This is a genomic window from Pseudomonas sp. SH10-3B (assembly GCF_019891415.1).
Taxonomy (GTDB): Bacteria; Pseudomonadota; Gammaproteobacteria; order Pseudomonadales; family Pseudomonadaceae; genus Aquipseudomonas.
Genome location: NZ_JAFLXD010000010.1, coordinates 136,625 through 153,150 on the forward strand (window position 1 = coordinate 136,625; position 16,526 = coordinate 153,150).

The following is a 16,526-nucleotide window of genomic DNA, read 5'->3' on the forward strand; positions in this document are numbered from 1 at the left end:
CTGCCCATGGCACTGATTACGGAGATCCAGAAACTGGAGCCCGGCGGCGAGATTCGCCTGTTTGAAATTGACGGGACGGAGTACGGCGCCGATTACCTGCGCTTCCACGGCCATGCCATCCCGCACACGCCAGAGGAATTGCTGGCCTATGAGGGCTCCGAAGATGATCTACCCGCCAAGTCGATTATCTGGCAGGGCCAGGAGTACGCGGCCTGGCCGGTGCAGATTGAGGGCATCTCCTCGAGCAGCGACGGCACCGCCTCTCGGCCGACGTTCGCCGCGGGCAACGTGAATGGACGGGTTACAGCTTTGTGCCTGGCCTTCGAGGACATGCTCAAGTTCAAGCTGACAGTCCGAGAGACCCTGGCGCAGTACCTCGATGCGGCTAACTTCCCCGAGGGGAACCCAACCGCCGACCCTACCCAGGAGGCGCTGGAGATCTGGTACATCGACCAGAAAACCAGCGAGGACGGCGAGGCGGTGGTCTGGGAGCTGTCCTCCCCGGGCGAGATCGATAACCACGGCCTGCCCGGGCGGCAGATGACCACGTTCTGCCACTGGGCCATGACTAATGGTTACCGGGGGCCGGACTGCGGCTACACCGGCGCGGCCATGTTCGACGATGAGGACAACCCCACGGATGACCCGGCCCTGGACCAGTGCAAGGGCTGCTTGTCGTCCTGCAAGTTGCGCTTCGGCGAGAACAACGAGCTCAGTTTCGGCGGATTCCCTGCTGTCAGCTTGATCGCGAGGAGCTGACCATGCGTAAGCACATCATTGCGGCCATCCGGGCGCACGCGGCGGCCCAGTATCCGAAAGAATGTTGCGGCCTGCTGCTGGCCATCGGCCGCAAGCAGAAGTACGTCCCGTGCCGGAACATCGCCACGGAGCCGAACGAAGAGTTCCGGCTCGATCCTGAGGACTACGCTGCGGCGGAAGACCTTGGCGAAGTGATCGGCATCGTTCACTCGCACCCGGACGCCACCAGCAGGCCGTCACCGCATGACTTGGCCATGTGCGAGACCACGGCCTTGCCCTGGCACATTTTGTCGTGGCCCGAGGGCGACATGCGCACGATCACGCCAACGGGCAGCACGCCGCTGCTCAAGCGCCCGTTCGTACATGGGGCCTGGGACTGCTGGCAGGTGTGCGCTGATTGGTATGCTCGCGAGTGGGGCCTGGAATTCGAAGCCTTCCAGCGCACTGACGGCTGGTGGGAGAGTGCGGAGAACGCAAGCCTCTACGAGCAGCACTACGAGGCGGCCGGGTTTCTGCGCGTCGACCGACCGCAGCGTGGTGACATGATCGTTATGCAGGTTGGACGCACCGTTCACCCGAACCATGCCGGGATCTATCTGGGCACTGATCCAGCGTTACCTGGCGAAGAGTCGGGCGCGTTCGGCCCTGGTCCATTCTTGTTACACCACCTTTACGGTAGGCCGTCCGAGATCATCGTCTACGGCGGGCCTTGGCATGATCGAACACGCCTTATCCTAAGGCACAGAGATTCAAAACAACCAACATGAAGCGGCAGGGCCGTAGGAGAAGATCATGCAAGCCTTGCAGCGCTACACGTTGACCATTCACGACCTCTTCACCATCACCGACGGCGATATCTGCGGCGCTGAAATCGAAGTCGCCATTCTGGATGAAGGTGTCGAGATTGATCGCGTGAAATTCTCCGGCAAGTGCCAGAGCAAAGGAGGCTACAGCCGCAGCTACCACGGTAAGTCAGGGCTTAAAGCAGCGCTTGTATCTGGGCCTGGAAGAATTGATTTTGGTTTGAAGCAGGCGGTCGCTATCTAGGTTCTTCGCCGCCACCCATAAACTCATCGGTTCCTAGCCTATGCGACCCATATTTCACAGTCTGGCCATCACCCAGTCGCTCAGCCTCGATCTCTGCGACATTCTTGTCTGCGTAGATGTCAACAAAGCTCCATGGATCATTACGACCCACGGCCCATCCCAGCACCCACCCAGACATATCCGGGTCTGCTGGTAGATTTTTCACGAGACTTCTGACTGACATGGCCATTCCTTGGTATTTTAAGGCGCAACGCTACTACGGCAATCGTCAGGCGAGTTACTGGCATTTCATCCAGCTATATCAAAGATACTGAACGGTCTAAGATTGTGGTTTTGTTGGGACTAGGGAGCTATTGGAATGCCGAAGTGTATAGAGCTCAAGGAGAGTATGAATGCATCACGTGCAGAGCAGATGCTATCTAGCGATCCAGATTCGTTTAAAGACGCTAAATGCTGCGCTCATCGAAGCGAGCTCTTGACGATCGAAGCAGACGGGAAAGAATCCGGTTTTGTTCTTCTTGGTTATTGGCAAGGAGACGACGGAGTAGCTGTTGAGGTTTCTAAGTTCTTCGTTAAGCCTGAGTGTCGCGGGGAGGATGGGATTTCAATTGCTGCTGCGCGAGAGGTTTTGTCTTTGCTTAAAAAACGTGGACATGAGCACTACGTACTGCACTCCCTAAATGAAAAGGCTTCACATTTTTGGAAGAAAGCGCTGTCTGAGGTGAGCTACAGAGAGGACGGAAGCCTATTCAGAGTAGGTGAAGATGAGTCGTAAAGTCTTCCCTCAAACCTTGTTAAAGTAAGTTTTTGCATCTGACTACTATTTGCTCCCTGAAATATGAGAGTAGCCGCAGCTATTTTTATGTGGGGTATTCACATGGCCATTTTGACTTTTACCGAAGCCGGCCGGGAGCAGGAACTAGCTGCCCAGAAGATTTTACGGCTCGATCCTGACTGTTCGTTTAGCGAGATCAGAAGTGATGCATTAGATGAGGATGAACGCTGCTACGTCATACTTTATGGTAAAGAGGTGGTGGGGTTCTATTCATTTCGCTGGGTTAGTAGCCAGATTTTTTACTTCTTCGTCGCCCCGGCTTGGCGAAAAAAGGGAATCGGAACGCAAGCGTTAGGGCAGCTGATTTTGGAGTTGAGGGGGCAAGGAGTTGATCATGTTATTGTGAACATGACTCCCGGATCAGAACCATTTTGGTATGCGGCTTTTCGTGGCTTCGAAAGTCAGAACGAATGGAGTAGTCGTCACAGATTTTATATCTAAAAAGCTCTTTGGCGCCACGATCCTTGCTCCACGCCCAGCACCGTGCTGGGCTTTTTGCATTGGATGCTCTCAAGTTGATTTTTTAGCTTATAGGCCCCTAAGTGGGGAGGCTAGTAGCTCATCTACTTTGTAATTAATGGGCTGCGGCCAAGCCGATCAAAACTATGCTTGAAACGGCAGATAGAGTTACTCCATATTTAATAGCGATCCAAGCTTTTTTTCGTATATTTCGATACTCCGGCTCTCCTATTTTCACAGTATCCCATGTGGATTTTAGTAAGTGAGATGCTGTGTCTCGTATATCAATGCAGCATTTGCTAGCGTTTTCATAGTTTTCTTTGTTGAACTCGTTGCGTGCATTTGTGATGTGTCGCATTAAAATGGCTTCATAGCTCTCAGGATCATTTTTTACGCTCTCTGGGTTCAATCTCATCTGTATACAAGACAATGTTTTTATTGCCTGCTGGAAGGCCTCTTTACTGTTTTCAAACCATTGTTGTTCCAGCTCGACTTGGGTTTTTTGTGACTCATTGTAGTACTCTCGAAGGTTTTCTACTCTGATCAATTCTTGTAGTGCTGCACTATATTCAGCAATCTCGTTCCGCAGACCATCAATCCATGAGAGTCGGAACTCAGATATTTTGTTTTCTTTTGAGCTTACTAGGTTTGCGAAAGAGAAGAATCCCGCGATGACGGCAGCTAAAATTGCACCGATCGCAATATATAAAGTGGGTGGCATTGTGGTTGATATGTCCATATTAATTCCATGTCAGTGACAGTCCACCCTTGGTGGCGGTTAGTTGGTATGTGGTGTCATAGTTGTGCGCTCATAAACTCACTCGTAAAATACTCTGCCGGTGGAGCCGCCTAGGATTCGGTCACGAATTGGCATGTGACGGAAGTATTCGCCGATAGCGCTGACTGATCCAGGCCTTAGATCTACGTCGTCTGTCCAAAAGGAAGCCTTCAGTGGGACGTCCACATTGAATAGGCAAACAAATTGCTCCTCATCCAGATCATAGATGACTTGCTCAACAGCTGGCGCAAGCTCCGATCCTGTCATCGTTTCCCATAACGTGCAGCTGGTTCCTTGCTCAAAACGAAGGCCAAGGAAGGGGGCGAAGGGAAGGGTTACCTGATGGCTGCAGTAACCAAGTAGCTCGCCCTTTTGGACGACTCTGACAGCGAGCAAAACCTTATGCATTGCATCTCCTTAAGTGAGTAGTGCTTGACTGGGTTTGGGGAAGGGGTCTTGATAGTGGCAATACCTTTCTTCTTAGCGATCTAATGTTAATTTACACCTATGTTCAGTATAGGGCGTGGGCTGCACCTCAGTAAGGATGCATCTTCCAGTAATCGGCAGCTTGGCTCAGGTCTGCTTCATCCGACTGTTCGATGTACTCAATTAGCAAGTTCAATCTTCCGATGTGACAGTCCTCAATGCGCACAGTCTTAGGAGCGCAGTAATCCTTTACTTCCTCGTAGGGGAGCTTGGTGCCATATAGGGCTACGTGAATTTTCGTTCTAAGGTTCCGCTTCTTGCGCATATTGGCATTTTTGCCAATTGCGTGCGCGCGCAAAGTGTTTGCTTTATCGACGTTAGATTGCAGGGGCATTCCTCACTCCTTGTTAGGTATGTATGGTTGCAAGGGCTAAAAAGCCCTCCGGACCGTGCCTGAGATTTAGAGGTCTACGTCATCTAATGCCGCTTCAAGATCGCCCAGGGCGCCGAGAGCCCAAACGTAGTGATCCTGGGAGCTCTTACCATTGGTAGTTTCGTAGCCGAGCACTGCCGCAGAGTGCCAGCGCAGGCGCTCCATGTTCTCTGACATATGCGGGGCATGATCTTTAAAGAATACGTCCAGCTGGCGGATCAGCACAGAGATTGCCCCGAAGATTGCCGCCTGCTCGATCAGGCCTTCGGCGGTCTCGGATGCCTTCAAAAGCTCTCGAGCTTTCTCAAGAGTGAATTTTGCGTCGTTCATGTCATTCCTTGGCGAGGGAGTTTTTTGGTCAGTCAGTAACAGATCGTGGGGGCCTGGCTTGGTCTGGTAGTTACTTGAAATTCCGCTCAACGATCAATCCGTAGCAGCGCTTCGCTACGGTCATAAAGAACAGACCACTCAACGCCAAGCCACCCAAGAAGGCGAACGCCAGAATGGCTTCAAGTGGCAGGCCATGAGTCTGTGACAGATCGACCAGATCAGGCGTGACCTTCCAAACAACCGACAAATAAAAAGTGCCTACGAGAAAGCTTGGGATGCCGATGAACGAGAGCGCCCAGTCGTTGAGCTCTGCCCAGGTCTTCTTTTTCTTACGATTGTTCCATACAGCCTTGAGAAATTTCATAACGACTACTCCATGTGGGTGACTGGAAAAAACTGCGGGCCGGGCTTGGGTCAGTTAAGCACCGGCCGCAAGAAGGTTCTTTCGGAGCTCACAATGAATCGCTTCTCTGATGCCAGTGCGAATGTGCTGATGCATTCCGGATCAGTCTCTGATTCTGTGCGATAGCGCTCGTAATCCGAAAGGCTCGGAAAGCTGAAAAGGCAATAGGCGACGTTATTGGCCCCCTCGGCGGGAAGGAAGTAACCGTGGTGGGTGCCTCCCATGCGGTTGACTATGCCAATCCACAGTCTCGAATAGTTTTCAAAGGCATCGATTTGGTAAGGATCAATCTGATACTTCAGATGGCAGGTGATCACGTGAGTCGTCCTTGTCCTGTTTGAGTGAGCAGCTTACTGGACATCCATGTGATTGGTAAAACTAGACTAGGTGCTGAGCTTTGCGCTGTCCTAAAAGAGTGAGCATCAGTGGATTTACGTCCTAGCTGTGTGGCTGAAGGGGCTTGATGTTCCGAAACATTAGGACCGCGCCTAAAGCTGGCAAATCCCGTGATATCGTTGTGCTATTCAGCAACGGAGGCTAAGGATGCAAAACGATAATTGGGAAGGTTGGGAACCTGAGTGGCTTAAGCTGACTGAGCACTTCCTCAGAGCGCCGGCCTTGCCGGGCGCGTACATTATCTGCGCGAATAAAAAAATTCATCGAGCGGTGGGTATCGATGAACACGGTATTTTGACTATTGGCGAATCGGAAAATTTACGGCGGAGACTAGCGGCATTTGTACGTTGCGCGAGGAAGCCTGGAGTTTCCGGACATATGGCGGGCTGGAGATTTAATTACGCTTCATTCGAAACCGTGTTCCCGTTGGACACTCTCTGGGTGAGCTGGTATCCGACTCTCGATAAAGCTGCCGCCTACGCAAAAGAAGGGGAAATGTTGGCTCTCTATTTGGCTCAACATTTCGAGCTCCCTCCGCTCAACTACAAATTTAACTGGCCAAAGCTTGAGGCGTTGGCTTCCTAGCCCGCGACCGCTGCTGCGCTTAGTCGCGACTTCAGATGAGGGATGATCATGAGATTTTTTAGTTTCGCCGCAGCTGCTGTTCTGGCGCTTGTTCTTTCAGGGTGTGCGGGCACAAGCTTTTCCTACGATGACGCCAGGAAGGTTCAGGTCGGCATGACTGAAGAGCAAATAACTCAGATCATGGGGCCACCGTACTCAGTGGTCTCCCGCGCCGATGGCCAAATGTGGATCTGGAGCCACGCGAACGGCATGACCGGCGCGAGCCGCGTGATCTCTTTTCGCCTGGTAGACGGTAAGGTTGTGGAAGTCCCAACCATTCCCGCGAGCTTTAAATAACCCAAAGAGGGAACGACATGCGGATTTTGATAGCGGCGGTAGCGGTGGCGATGCTGGCGGGGTGCGCCTCATCGGCGATCTCAGTGCGGGATGCGAAGCCGGTACCTTCGGATGAGGTCTATGCCTTCCAGACTAAACCGGCTGGCGAGAGCGGAAAAATCACCGTGGTACGCGACTCGGGCGCTGTGGGCTCTGGCTGCGACATTGTTGTTTATGTCGACGGCCGCAGGGCTGCAAAAATCGGTACTGGTCAGCGAGCTACATTCTATCTTCCGCCGGGATCGCCAAATCTAGGCGCCGGCCTGGCGGGCTCAGGCTTGTGCGCAGGCGCCGCAATCCGAACCATCGCGGCTACGGTGCAGCCTGGCAAGGAAAGCCTGTACCGTATCAGTGGCGACATGTCCGGCTTTTACATTGGTCCCTACGTCGACTACAACTGAAAAAACGAAAACCATGAAGCCGCCTCCGGGCGGTTTTTTTATGCCTGGAGAAAGTCGTGCATATCTCAGCCATCAATTACCAACCGATGACCACCATTCGTCTGCATGGGCAACTCCGGCAGTTCGGGAAGTCCTTCAGGCTCGCGGTAAACTCGCCGGCCGAGGCGATCAAGGCACTATGCGTGCAGATCCCTGGGTTCGAGCGGTTCCTGTCTAACGCCAAGTCGCGCGGGCTTGAGTTCGCGGTGTTTCGCGACAAGCGCAACATAGGCGAAAAGGAGCTCAACTACATCGGTGCCGGTGATATCCGGATTGCCCCCGTGGTGGTAGGCAGCAAGCGCAGTGGCATTCTCCAAACTATCGTCGGCGCTATCCTGATTGTTGTGGGTGTGATCTTTTCGGCAACCCCTTTCGGTACTCCGCTCATTGGCGCGGGCATCGGCCTTGTCGCTGGCGGCGTTATACAGATGCTCAGTCCGCAGGCTGGCGGCCTCAAGACCAGCGCGGCGCCCGAGAACACACCCGGCTACGCCTTCGGCAGCGCCAAGAACACAACGGCCTCCGGCAATCCTGTGTCGCTGTGTGCCGGCCGCCGGCGCTGGGGGGGCGCGATCATCAGTGCCGCTATTTACGCCGAAGACCAGATGTAGCCAACACTCGAAAACTGAAGCCGCCCAAGAGGCGGTTTTTTTATGCCTGGAGAAAAGCATGAGCGCAGCACGCAAGATCGATGTTTATGGCGCCAAGGGCGGTTCCGAGAAGCCTAAAACGCCAACCGAGGCACCAGACAGCCTGCGCTCCGTCGCCATTGCGAAAATGCTTATTGCTGTGGGAGAGGGCGAGTTTGATGGTGCTCCTACCGCCAAGGACATCTTTCTAGACAACACGCCGCTGCAAGACCCGCAGGGGAACATGAACTTCCCAAACGTGAAGTGGGAGTGGCGTAGCGGGGCTGTTGACCAGTCCTACATCCAGGGCATCCCATCGGTCGAGAACGAAACAACCATCAGCACCGAGCTGCGCAGCGGCACGCCTTGGGTTCGAGCGATCACCAATACCCAGCTCTCGGCTGTCCGTGTGCGCTTTGCTTGGCCTGCGCTCCAATCGGTCGACTCCGGCGGCAACATCAACGGTTACACGATCGGGTATAAGGTCGAGCTGGCAACGGATGGGGGCACGTATCAGGAGGTTTTGAACGAGGCCGTGTCCGGCAAGACCACCAGCCTGTACGAGCGGACCCGCCGTATCAATCTGCCGCGCGCGACAACCGGGTGGCTGCTGCGCATCACTCGACTGACGGCCAACCAGAACAACAACAAAATCTCCGATACCATGCAGATTGCCGGCTTCACTGAGGTGATCGACGCGAAGATTCGATACCCGAACACCGCGCTGCTTTACATCGAGTTTTCTGCCGAGCAGTTCCGAAGCATCCCTGCTGTGACCATCGAATGCGATGGGCGTAAATGGCAGGTGCCGAGCAACTACGACACCAGGTCGCGCACCTACACGGGCGTCTGGGACGGAACGTTCAAAGAGGCCTGGACCGACAACCCTGTTTGGCACACTTACGGAATCACCACGAACGACCGTTTCGGCCTGGGCCGTCGCATCAAGCCATGGATGGTGGACAAGTGGGAGCTGTACCGAATCTCGCAGTATTGCGACCAACTGGTGCCGGACGGCAAAGGCGGCTTGCAACCTCGCTTCCTCTGCAACTTGAACCTGCAGAGCAAGGCTGACGCATGGTCGCTGCTGCGTGATATCTCAGCCATCTACCGTGGCATGACTTACTGGGCCCAGGGCCAGGTGTTCACCCTGGCGGATATGCCGCGTGCTACCGACTTCGACTTCGCCTACACCCGGGCGAACGTCATCGACGGCAAGTTCACTTACTCCAGTGCGTCGGAGCGCACCCGCTACACCCGGGCGCTGATCAGCTACGACAATCCGCTGAACAACTTCGACACCGACGTCACAGCTGTGACCGATGCCAAGCTGCAGCGGCGCTACGGCGACAACCCGCTGGAGATCAGCGCTATTGGCTGCACCCGCGAATCCGAGGCGCAGCGCCGCGGCAAGTGGGCGCTGCTCACCAACTCCAAAGACCGCGCCGTCACTTTCAAGGTCGGGCTTGATGGGCGCATCCCGCTGCCTGGCTACGTAATCCCGATCGCCGACGAACTCCTGGCCGGTCGGCCGGTTGGCGGGCGTATCTCGGCGGTGAACGGCAAGGTCATCACCCTGGACCGCGACACGCAGGCCAAGCCTGGCGACCGCCTGATCCTCAACCTGCCAGACGGCAAGTGCGAGGGCCGCACCGTGCAGCTGGTCAGTGGCCGGCAGGTCACCGTGACCGTGGCTTATTCCGTGCCGCCAGAGCGTGAACTGGTGTGGGCGCTGGATGCTGATGACCTGGCCATCCCGCTTTATCGCGTGGTCAGCGTGGCGCGGCCAGAGCCAGGCGTGTTTGAAATCTCGGCGGTGCAGTACGACCCGAGCAAGTTCGATCACATCGACACTGGCGCCCGGCTGGAAGAGCGCCCAATCAGCGTTGTGCCAATTACCGTGGTACCGGCGCCGGCGAGCGTCGACATCACGTCGAACTACTCCGTTGACCAGGGCCTGGCGATCAGCACCATGAACATCTCGTGGCCTGTCGTAGCAGGCGCTGTCGCGTATGACGTGGAGTGGCGCAAGGACAGCGGCAACTGGATCAAGCTGCAGCGCACGGGCGCAACAAGCGTGGACGTCACCGGCATTTACTCGGGCGCCTACCTGGCCCGGGTGCGTTCGGTGAGCGCCTTCGAGATCTCGTCGATCTGGAAAAACTCCAACCTGACCAATCTGGAAGGGAAGGTCGGCCTTCCGCCGGCGGTATCGTTCCTGACCACCACCAGTGAGCTGTTCGGCATCGGCATCAAGTGGGGCTTCCCTGCTGGTGCCGAGGACACCCAGCGCACCGAGCTGTGGTATGGCCAGGCCAATGACTTGTCGGCGGCGACCAAGCTGGCCGACCTGGCGCACCCTCAGGCGAATTACAGCATGCAGGCGCTCCAGGCTGGCGCGCAGTTCTTCTTCTGGGCCCGCCTGGTGGACCGTACCGGCAACGTCGGGCCGTTCTATCCCGTCGGCAACGGCGTGATGGGCCAGGCCAGCGCCAATGCTGCGCCAGTACTGGAGCTGATCGCCGGACAGATCGGCCGCACAGAGCTTGGACAGGAGATCATCGACGAGATCGACAAAATCCCAGGGCTGCAGGCGCAGATTGATGCGCTCGACGGGCTGTCGGCCTACGACCCTGAGCAAACCTACATCGAAGGCGATCTGGTGGTGGTGGGCAAGAGGATCTATCAGGCCACCGGCCCGGTACCGGTAAACACCGCGCCACCGAACGCCGGTTACTGGGTTGACGTGGGCCAGGTGCTGGTTACCGCCAATGGGCTCGCGCGCCAGGTGGAGATCAACACCACCAGCATCACCGAGTTGGATGGTGTGGTCACGGTCCAGGCGTCGAGCCTTCAGTCCTTGCAGTCGGCCTATCGGGATGACACTGGCGAGGGTGATCTGGCGGGTGCACTCCAGGGCTACAACGCCGCGGCGATTTTCGCGGAGGAGGTGAAGACGCGCGCCTCGCAGAACTCGGCTATGGTGCAGCGACAGGCGGAACTCACTGCATCTGTTGGCGACGTCGCCGGCACCGTGACGGAACTGGAAAGCGTGGTGGTCGAGGACCGGCAAGCGACGGCCCAAGCCATTCAGCAAATCGGCGTCAAGATCGACGGAAACTCGGCTGACATCCAGACGGTAAGCCGCGCCCAGGTCGACACCAACGGCAAGCTGTCCACGATGTGGTCGGTGAAGATGCAGCTGAATGCGAACGGGCAGTACGTGGCAGCGGGCATCGGGCTTGGTATCGAGAACGTAGATGGTCAGTTGCAAAGCCAGTTCCTGGTGAGTGCTGATCGCTTCTCTATCGTCACCACGTTAGCGGGGGGGCAGGTGTTCACGCCGTTCACGGTGCAGAACGGCCAGGTCTTCATGCGTTCGGCATTCATCCAGGACGGCACGATCACCAACGCCAAGATCGGCAACTACATTGCGTCCAACAACTACGTGGCGGGCGTTTCCGGCTGGAAGCTGTTCTTCGACGGGACCTTTGAAATCAACAGTGCTTTCGGCGGCCAGGCGCGGCAGGTCATCAATAACGCCGGCGGCAAGGTTTTCGACGAGAACGGAACCAAGCGCTACCAGTGGGGAGACCTTTCCGCATGAGCTACGGGGTAAGGGTATGGGGGCCGACCGGCCTCCTTGAGCTGGATGAGAACTCATTCACTGTTCGGATTATTTACTCGGCGATAGTTCAAGCAGGTGTCCCGGCTCCTGGGCGTTCCAGATTTATATCAATTCCCGGAGTTGATCCCGCTACACATTCAGCCGTCTGCATACCAATCGCGGCTTATGACACGTCCGCTCAAAGCAACTATGCAATTCAATACACTCCAATAGTTTCTGTTGGTGGTGTAACCGTTTTCTTTGGGCATCCTGCGACTTCTGCCGGGCCGATCGGACTTAGCCCTCAAAGACTGTTAGTTATGAGGTACAGATAATGTCCTACGGGGTTCAGTTCTCGAATAATAATGATGTTGTAATTATTGATTCGGAGTTCTCAAGGCTGGTGGTTCTAGATCGGGGAGTATGGAACGGTAACGGCTCAGGCGTGTTCGTGCAATTTGCAAGCACCATAACCTCTGAAGAGCCTCCGCTTGTGTTCGTCAGGCTTAATCAGTCGAACACGTTGTGCTTTTGCGTGATCACGGGTAGCTCCGGTAATTGGACAGGTTTTTCCTTTAGCGGTATTGCTGGTTCAGGAACGTCTGGAAGTTGGTTTGCGGCAGCATTCAAGTCCAATCCAACAGCGAGTTATGGATTTCGGGTTTGGGATGGATCATCAAAGCTACTATTTGATAGTGGCACTCCCGCCGCGCAGTTTACTAGGACAATTACCGGCTGGAGCTATCTGGGCGCTGAGCAGACGGGCCAGGGTGTTTACAGATTAAGTTGGACGGCATATTCGCCGCTAAATACCGGTGATTATATGCTTTTGAATAATATTGCAATGGATGTTGCTGGCGGAACAACCCGGCAGGGGAATATGTACGCGGTTTGGGACTACGCAAACGATAGGCTGGTGATGCAGGTTATTGGCGTAGATATCCAAAACACTTTGTATACGCCCGTGGTTTTCGCGAAGCCTATTTCATAGGGGAATTAAATGGCCTGGTATAAAACAGGGACAGTTTCTGTAACAGCTGGCAGCAATGCTGTTATCGGAACTGGAACATCTTTCATCAAAAATGCCCGGGTGGGTGATGCTTTTCGTGGGCCTGACGGTAGATGGTATGAAGTCACCAACGCCGCGAGCGACACAGCGCTGTCGATCTCTCCAGATTACCAGGGCGCGACCCTGGCCGCTGGCAGTTACTCGCTCGCTCCGATGCAGGGCTACGTCAAGGAGTCGGCTGACCAGCTGAACGCAGCCACCAAGACAATCGCCGGCACAGCCACTGATATGTCAGCCCAGGTCAATCAGGCCAAAGCGTCAGCGGATTCCGCTACCGCTTCCGCTGGCACGGCGACAACCAAAGCGTCAGAGGCCTCTGCATCTTCATCCAATGCCACCAGCCGTGCCGCTGCCGCGCTGGCAAGTCAAAATGCCGCCAAGGCATCAGAGACAACCGCGAAGACCTATGCGGATCAGGCGGCCGCATCAGCGTCGATCCCGCTGTCCACACCGCTTACTGGGTTCAGTGCAGCCAATGCCGCGCCGATTGTTGCTTCGGATACGATCCTGACAGCGTTTGGTAAGGCGCAAGGCCAAGCCAATCTGGGTGGCTGGGCAGTATCGAAGCAGACTGTGGCAGATATAAACGCGGTATCGATAAGCCAGAAGTTTGACATTAGTGACGACGCAGGGACCGCAAACATTCCTTTCAGGCGGGGCAGTACCACTGTTCGATTTGATGCGGGATCCACGGGCATTGTTTCGCAGTGGGGGAACTTTGCCAGTTCAAAACACTGGCAAATGCTGATCTTCGACCGGACTTCTAACAACATTGCTTATCGCAGGATGAGCAGCGGAGTTGTTCAGCCGGACGATTACATCGTCGTTTACCCAACAGGCAAGACGGTTCTAGACATCAGTCAAGGGGGCACCGGCTCGGCAACGGGCGTTCCAAATATGGTGGGCGCAACAGCGTCTGTCGCTGGCGTGAAAGGACTTGTTCCAGCCCCCTCCGCTGGTGATCAGGCGAAGTTTTTGGCGGGGGACGGAGCGTACAAATCACCCCCTTCTAGTGCATGGGGGGCAATTAGCGGAACGCTTTCATCGCAGGCTGATTTGCAGTCGGCGCTGGACGCAATAAAAATAAAGCGCTGGCAATCTGCGAGCATCGCTATATCTAGCACACCAACGAGTTTTTCTCACTCTTTGGGAGCCGTTCCACTTATCGCGTCAGTTCAAGTAACTCTGACAGCGGCGGTCGGAGGGTGGCCGATCGGCACCGTATTCAAAGTGCCCTCGCACGGCGCCTCATACGGGGGCAGCGGCGCCGCAAACTATGGCTTTCAAATAGCGAACATTACCGCGTCGTCATTCACAGTCAGCGTGCTTAATGGCGGGTTAATTATAGGTTCGACTACCGGTCTAGCGTTAGGTATCGCCTCAAACAGTTACACCACCCAAGTGGAATTATTCGCATGGCAATGAAGTATTTCAGAGACGAAGACGGCTCAGTGTGGGCGTTCAACGAAGACGGCTCTCAAGATGATGCAATAACCCAAACAATGGTTGAGATGTCGGAAGCGGATATTGAACTCCATTTAAATCCACCTCCAGACTCGCAACAGGTTGCAGAATCTGAAAGTGAGTGGCGAATAGAGCAAATGCCCATTGCCCTTAATAACGTCACCGCCATTGAATTCGGCGAAGAAGGAATACCGGGTACTGCGCAGGAGTGGAAGAAATTTTGGCTCGCCTTGCGTAAATGGACCGATACAAACCCTGACTTCCCCGACAGCAGCAAGCGCCCCATCGCGCCAAGCTGATCCGCAGCCGACATCTGATGAATGCTGCGATGGGCAAGTCTGGATTTATCATCCGGTTAAGCACTCAGGGATGGGCGAGGTGGGCTACGAATGCCAATACCTAAAACTTAAACTCCACCGCCGTCCGTGATTACCGGCGGAAGCGGAATTTTTCCCATCCATTTTTGAATCTGAAAGTTCCGGTGTCTCCTCTGAGAGCGTAAAGGCTTGCTCTATAACAAGCAGTGAATCGAGAGAATCCAAGACGTCTGATTTTTTTGTAGACCCAACCCCATCCGTGGCGATTGGTAGTTTTGGCGGGCCTTTGAACCATTAACGCGTTCCTTCTTGGCGAAATTTGGCGCAGATCATAGCGATGTGCCCCACCGCAAAGGCTGTCAATTAATAACGGGGCGGAACTTCTTATCTCCATGGGTTTTCTGGCCCCATTCGTTTGAGTGCAGCACTGCCTAAAACGAACTCAACAGAGTTTATTTCACCTCTAATTCCCGCTGTTATGCGGTCTCTTTTTGTCTGGAGAAAAGTATGTCTATTACCGAGCAGCAGTTGCTGCAGATCCTCCCGAACGCCGGCCGCCAAGCCGGCTTTTTTGTTCCCGCCCTTAACACGGCCATGAATCATTACGGCATCGTTGGCGTTGCGCGTACCGCTGCATTCATTGCCCAGGTCGGGCATGAGTCGGGTCAGTTGACGCGGATGGTCGAGAACCTGAACTACAGCGCCGATCGGCTCCAGGCCGTCTGGCCGAATCGCTTCGACGCCGCCCTGGCCGCGCAGGTGGCACGCAAACCGGAGCAGATCGCGAACATTGCGTACGGCGGACGAATGGGTAACACGTTGTCCGGCGACGGGTGGAAGTATCGAGGCCGGGGCCTGATCCAGCTGACCGGTGCGAACAACTACCGCGCCGCCGGCGCCGCCCTGGGCCTGGACCTGGTGAATCACCCTGAACTGGTGGAGCAGCCCGAGACTGCCGCCCTGGTCGCCGGGTGGTTTTGGCAGTCGAACGGCCTCAATGAGCTGGCCGACTCAGGGCAGTTCGCCAAGATCACCCGAGTGATCAACGGCGGATTGACCGGCCAGACTGATCGGTTGGCCCTGCGTGACCTGGCCGCGAAGGTGCTGGCATGAACGCCTTGGCACTGAAGGTTGGAGGCATTGCCCTGGCGGCCCTGTTGTTTCTGGGCGTGGTGTTCGGCGCGCTGTACGTCGCATATGACCACGGCAAGTCGGTCAAAGATGCCGAGTGGCAGTCACGATGGAATGCCCGTGATGCTGGAGACAAACAGGCCAGGGCTCTGGACGACGTCGCCGAGCGCGATAAGGAACAGGCCCGACAGAACGCAATCAATAAGGTGGTTCAAGATGGACAACAGATTATCGACCAAGCAACTGCTGATGCTGCTTCCGCTCGCGCTGCTGCTGGGAGCCTGCAGCGGTCAGTCGACGACCTCGCCGGCCGTCTCGCAGCCCAGGCCCGCAGCAATTCCTGCACTGCCGCCGCAAGCGAGGCAGCTTCCCGCGCCGTCCTGGTGCTTGCCGACGTGTTCAAGCGCGCTGATCAAAGAGCGGAAGACCTGGCAGCAACTGCTGATCAACGCGGGGCCAGGGGAGTGACGTGCGAGCGCGCTTATATTTCGTTAGGGCTAGATTAATATGCTCTTGATGGTTTAGCTCCAGCGCCGAGTTGGGTGCTGGAGCTTTTTTTGCGATGAATTAAGTTTGATTAAACCTCAATGAAATCAAATTTATGTGTCAAAAGTTCGAGGTCTTTCTTATCCCTGCATGCGATGAATCCGTCTGCCCATGAGTGTTTTTCTATTATCTCTAAATCACTGCCTAATGGCCACCAAGCAAAATAAACTGAAGCTCTAGAATGCTTATTAATAGTTCGTGCGGCGCAAACCTCAACTGAGTAATCAGTTAGCTTTAGTCCACCGTTGGCCAGTTTTCTAGCGAAGTCCTCTCCTATCGCGTTACCAAAATCATCATGTCGAAAGTGCCCGACTTGAGGGTGGATGATTATCCCATTTCCATTGGCTTTACAGGATTCTAGAAAATAGGAAAATAAGGTTTTTGTTTTTTTATGTTCTAAAGGATTGATGTATTTTACGTATCGATTTTTTTTGCTCATAAATTAATCCGCTTTATCTTTGACTCTGTAGTTTCTGGCTCTTGGCCGCTATATGAAG

The 16,526-nt window shown here is 55.0% G+C and carries 23 protein-coding genes; 15 read left to right on the forward strand and 8 right to left on the reverse strand.

The features are described 5' to 3' along the window. The first annotated feature begins 6 nt into the window (after nucleotides 1-6). From J1G35_RS10800 to J1G35_RS10810, 3 genes are read left to right on the forward strand one after another with little or no spacing between them, the layout of a single operon-like run. Nucleotides 7-759: a phage minor tail protein L gene (locus J1G35_RS10800; RefSeq protein WP_223014936.1), complete on the forward strand. Its 753-nt coding sequence runs from the start codon at nucleotides 7-9 to the stop codon at nucleotides 757-759. 2 nt (nucleotides 760-761) lie between these two features. Further along, on the forward strand, nucleotides 762-1,526 hold the full coding sequence (locus J1G35_RS10805; RefSeq protein ID WP_223014937.1) for a C40 family peptidase: 765 nt from the start codon (nucleotides 762-764) through the stop codon (nucleotides 1,524-1,526). Nucleotides 1,527-1,551: 25 nt separating this feature from the next. Continuing rightward, nucleotides 1,552-1,806 carry a hypothetical protein gene (locus tag J1G35_RS10810; protein WP_223014938.1) on the forward strand — a complete coding sequence of 85 codons (255 nt, stop codon included), beginning with the start codon at nucleotides 1,552-1,554 and terminating at the stop codon, nucleotides 1,804-1,806. Here the strand turns inward: J1G35_RS10810 and J1G35_RS30900 are convergent. Beyond that, nucleotides 1,799-2,029 carry a hypothetical protein gene (locus tag J1G35_RS30900; RefSeq protein ID WP_262417233.1) on the reverse strand — a complete coding sequence of 77 codons (231 nt, stop codon included), beginning with the start codon at nucleotides 2,027-2,029 and terminating at the stop codon, nucleotides 1,799-1,801. The genes J1G35_RS10810 and J1G35_RS30900 overlap by 8 nt on opposite strands. Before the next feature lie 165 nt (nucleotides 2,030-2,194). Here J1G35_RS30900 and J1G35_RS10815 point away from each other — a divergent pair, with 165 nt between their 5' ends. After that, nucleotides 2,195-2,581: a GNAT family N-acetyltransferase gene (locus J1G35_RS10815; protein WP_223014939.1), complete on the forward strand. Its 387-nt coding sequence runs from the start codon at nucleotides 2,195-2,197 to the stop codon at nucleotides 2,579-2,581. A gap of 102 nt (nucleotides 2,582-2,683) precedes the next feature. Further along, entirely contained in the window at nucleotides 2,684-3,082 is a 399-nt protein-coding gene (locus J1G35_RS10820) for a GNAT family N-acetyltransferase (RefSeq protein ID WP_223014940.1), read from the forward strand. Between the two features lie 133 nt (nucleotides 3,083-3,215). Here J1G35_RS10820 and J1G35_RS10825 read toward each other — a convergent pair whose 3' ends face one another. The 6 genes from J1G35_RS10825 to J1G35_RS10850 all read right to left on the reverse strand — a co-directional run bounded on the left by J1G35_RS10825 (nucleotide 3,216) and on the right by J1G35_RS10850 (nucleotide 5,787). Further along, entirely contained in the window at nucleotides 3,216-3,839 is a 624-nt protein-coding gene (locus J1G35_RS10825) for a hypothetical protein (protein WP_223014941.1), read from the reverse strand. A gap of 78 nt (nucleotides 3,840-3,917) precedes the next feature. Next, a complete protein-coding gene (locus tag J1G35_RS10830) occupies nucleotides 3,918-4,286 on the reverse strand; it encodes a hypothetical protein (RefSeq protein WP_223014942.1) in 369 nt (122 codons plus the stop codon). Between the two features lie 127 nt (nucleotides 4,287-4,413). Next, entirely contained in the window at nucleotides 4,414-4,698 is a 285-nt protein-coding gene (locus tag J1G35_RS10835) for a hypothetical protein (RefSeq protein WP_223014943.1), read from the reverse strand. 66 nt (nucleotides 4,699-4,764) lie between these two features. Next, the gene (locus J1G35_RS10840) at nucleotides 4,765-5,067 is read right to left on the reverse strand and encodes a hypothetical protein (RefSeq protein ID WP_223014944.1); all 303 of its coding nucleotides are present in this window, start codon (nucleotides 5,065-5,067) and stop codon (nucleotides 4,765-4,767) included. Between the two features lie 70 nt (nucleotides 5,068-5,137). Then, nucleotides 5,138-5,431: a hypothetical protein gene (locus tag J1G35_RS10845; RefSeq protein WP_223014945.1), complete on the reverse strand. Its 294-nt coding sequence runs from the start codon at nucleotides 5,429-5,431 to the stop codon at nucleotides 5,138-5,140. A 50-nt stretch (nucleotides 5,432-5,481) separates the two neighbouring features. Further along, nucleotides 5,482-5,787 carry an NIPSNAP family protein gene (locus J1G35_RS10850; RefSeq protein WP_223014946.1) on the reverse strand — a complete coding sequence of 102 codons (306 nt, stop codon included), beginning with the start codon at nucleotides 5,785-5,787 and terminating at the stop codon, nucleotides 5,482-5,484. Between the two features lie 226 nt (nucleotides 5,788-6,013). Between J1G35_RS10850 and J1G35_RS10855 the strand changes: the two genes are divergently transcribed. The 10 genes from J1G35_RS10855 (at nucleotide 6,014) to J1G35_RS10900 (ending at nucleotide 15,989) form a co-directional block, all read left to right on the forward strand. Beyond that, entirely contained in the window at nucleotides 6,014-6,451 is a 438-nt protein-coding gene (locus J1G35_RS10855) for a hypothetical protein (RefSeq protein ID WP_223014947.1), read from the forward strand. 48 nt (nucleotides 6,452-6,499) lie between these two features. Further along, the gene (gene bamE, locus J1G35_RS10860; protein ID WP_223014948.1) at nucleotides 6,500-6,787 is read left to right on the forward strand and encodes an outer membrane protein assembly factor BamE; all 288 of its coding nucleotides are present in this window, start codon (nucleotides 6,500-6,502) and stop codon (nucleotides 6,785-6,787) included. 17 nt (nucleotides 6,788-6,804) lie between these two features. Further along, nucleotides 6,805-7,227 carry a hypothetical protein gene (locus J1G35_RS10865; RefSeq protein ID WP_223014949.1) on the forward strand — a complete coding sequence of 141 codons (423 nt, stop codon included), beginning with the start codon at nucleotides 6,805-6,807 and terminating at the stop codon, nucleotides 7,225-7,227. Nucleotides 7,228-7,283: 56 nt separating this feature from the next. Further along, entirely contained in the window at nucleotides 7,284-7,877 is a 594-nt protein-coding gene (locus tag J1G35_RS10870; RefSeq protein ID WP_223014950.1) for a tail assembly protein, read from the forward strand. 58 nt (nucleotides 7,878-7,935) lie between these two features. Then, nucleotides 7,936-11,502 (forward strand): phage tail protein, encoded by a 3,567-nt coding sequence (locus J1G35_RS10875; protein ID WP_223014951.1) that lies wholly within the window; start codon nucleotides 7,936-7,938, stop codon nucleotides 11,500-11,502. A 334-nt stretch (nucleotides 11,503-11,836) separates the two neighbouring features. Beyond that, on the forward strand, nucleotides 11,837-12,493 hold the full coding sequence (locus J1G35_RS10880; RefSeq protein ID WP_223014952.1) for a hypothetical protein: 657 nt from the start codon (nucleotides 11,837-11,839) through the stop codon (nucleotides 12,491-12,493). 9 nt (nucleotides 12,494-12,502) lie between these two features. Beyond that, a complete protein-coding gene (locus J1G35_RS30905) occupies nucleotides 12,503-13,996 on the forward strand; it encodes a hypothetical protein (protein ID WP_262417234.1) in 1,494 nt (497 codons plus the stop codon). Continuing rightward, nucleotides 13,987-14,334 carry a hypothetical protein gene (locus J1G35_RS10890; protein WP_223014953.1) on the forward strand — a complete coding sequence of 116 codons (348 nt, stop codon included), beginning with the start codon at nucleotides 13,987-13,989 and terminating at the stop codon, nucleotides 14,332-14,334. Before J1G35_RS30905 ends, J1G35_RS10890 begins: the two co-directional genes overlap by 10 nt. Nucleotides 14,335-14,859: 525 nt before the next feature. Further along, nucleotides 14,860-15,465 (forward strand): glycoside hydrolase family 19 protein, encoded by a 606-nt coding sequence (locus J1G35_RS10895; protein WP_223014954.1) that lies wholly within the window; start codon nucleotides 14,860-14,862, stop codon nucleotides 15,463-15,465. Then, the gene (locus tag J1G35_RS10900; RefSeq protein ID WP_223014955.1) at nucleotides 15,462-15,989 is read left to right on the forward strand and encodes a DUF2514 family protein; all 528 of its coding nucleotides are present in this window, start codon (nucleotides 15,462-15,464) and stop codon (nucleotides 15,987-15,989) included. The genes J1G35_RS10895 and J1G35_RS10900 overlap by 4 nt, the downstream gene beginning before the upstream one ends. A gap of 71 nt (nucleotides 15,990-16,060) precedes the next feature. Here J1G35_RS10900 and J1G35_RS10905 read toward each other — a convergent pair whose 3' ends face one another. Continuing rightward, nucleotides 16,061-16,468, reverse strand: a complete 408-nt coding sequence (locus J1G35_RS10905) for a hypothetical protein (RefSeq protein WP_223014956.1) — start codon at nucleotides 16,466-16,468, stop codon at nucleotides 16,061-16,063. Nucleotides 16,469-16,526 lie beyond the last annotated feature (58 nt).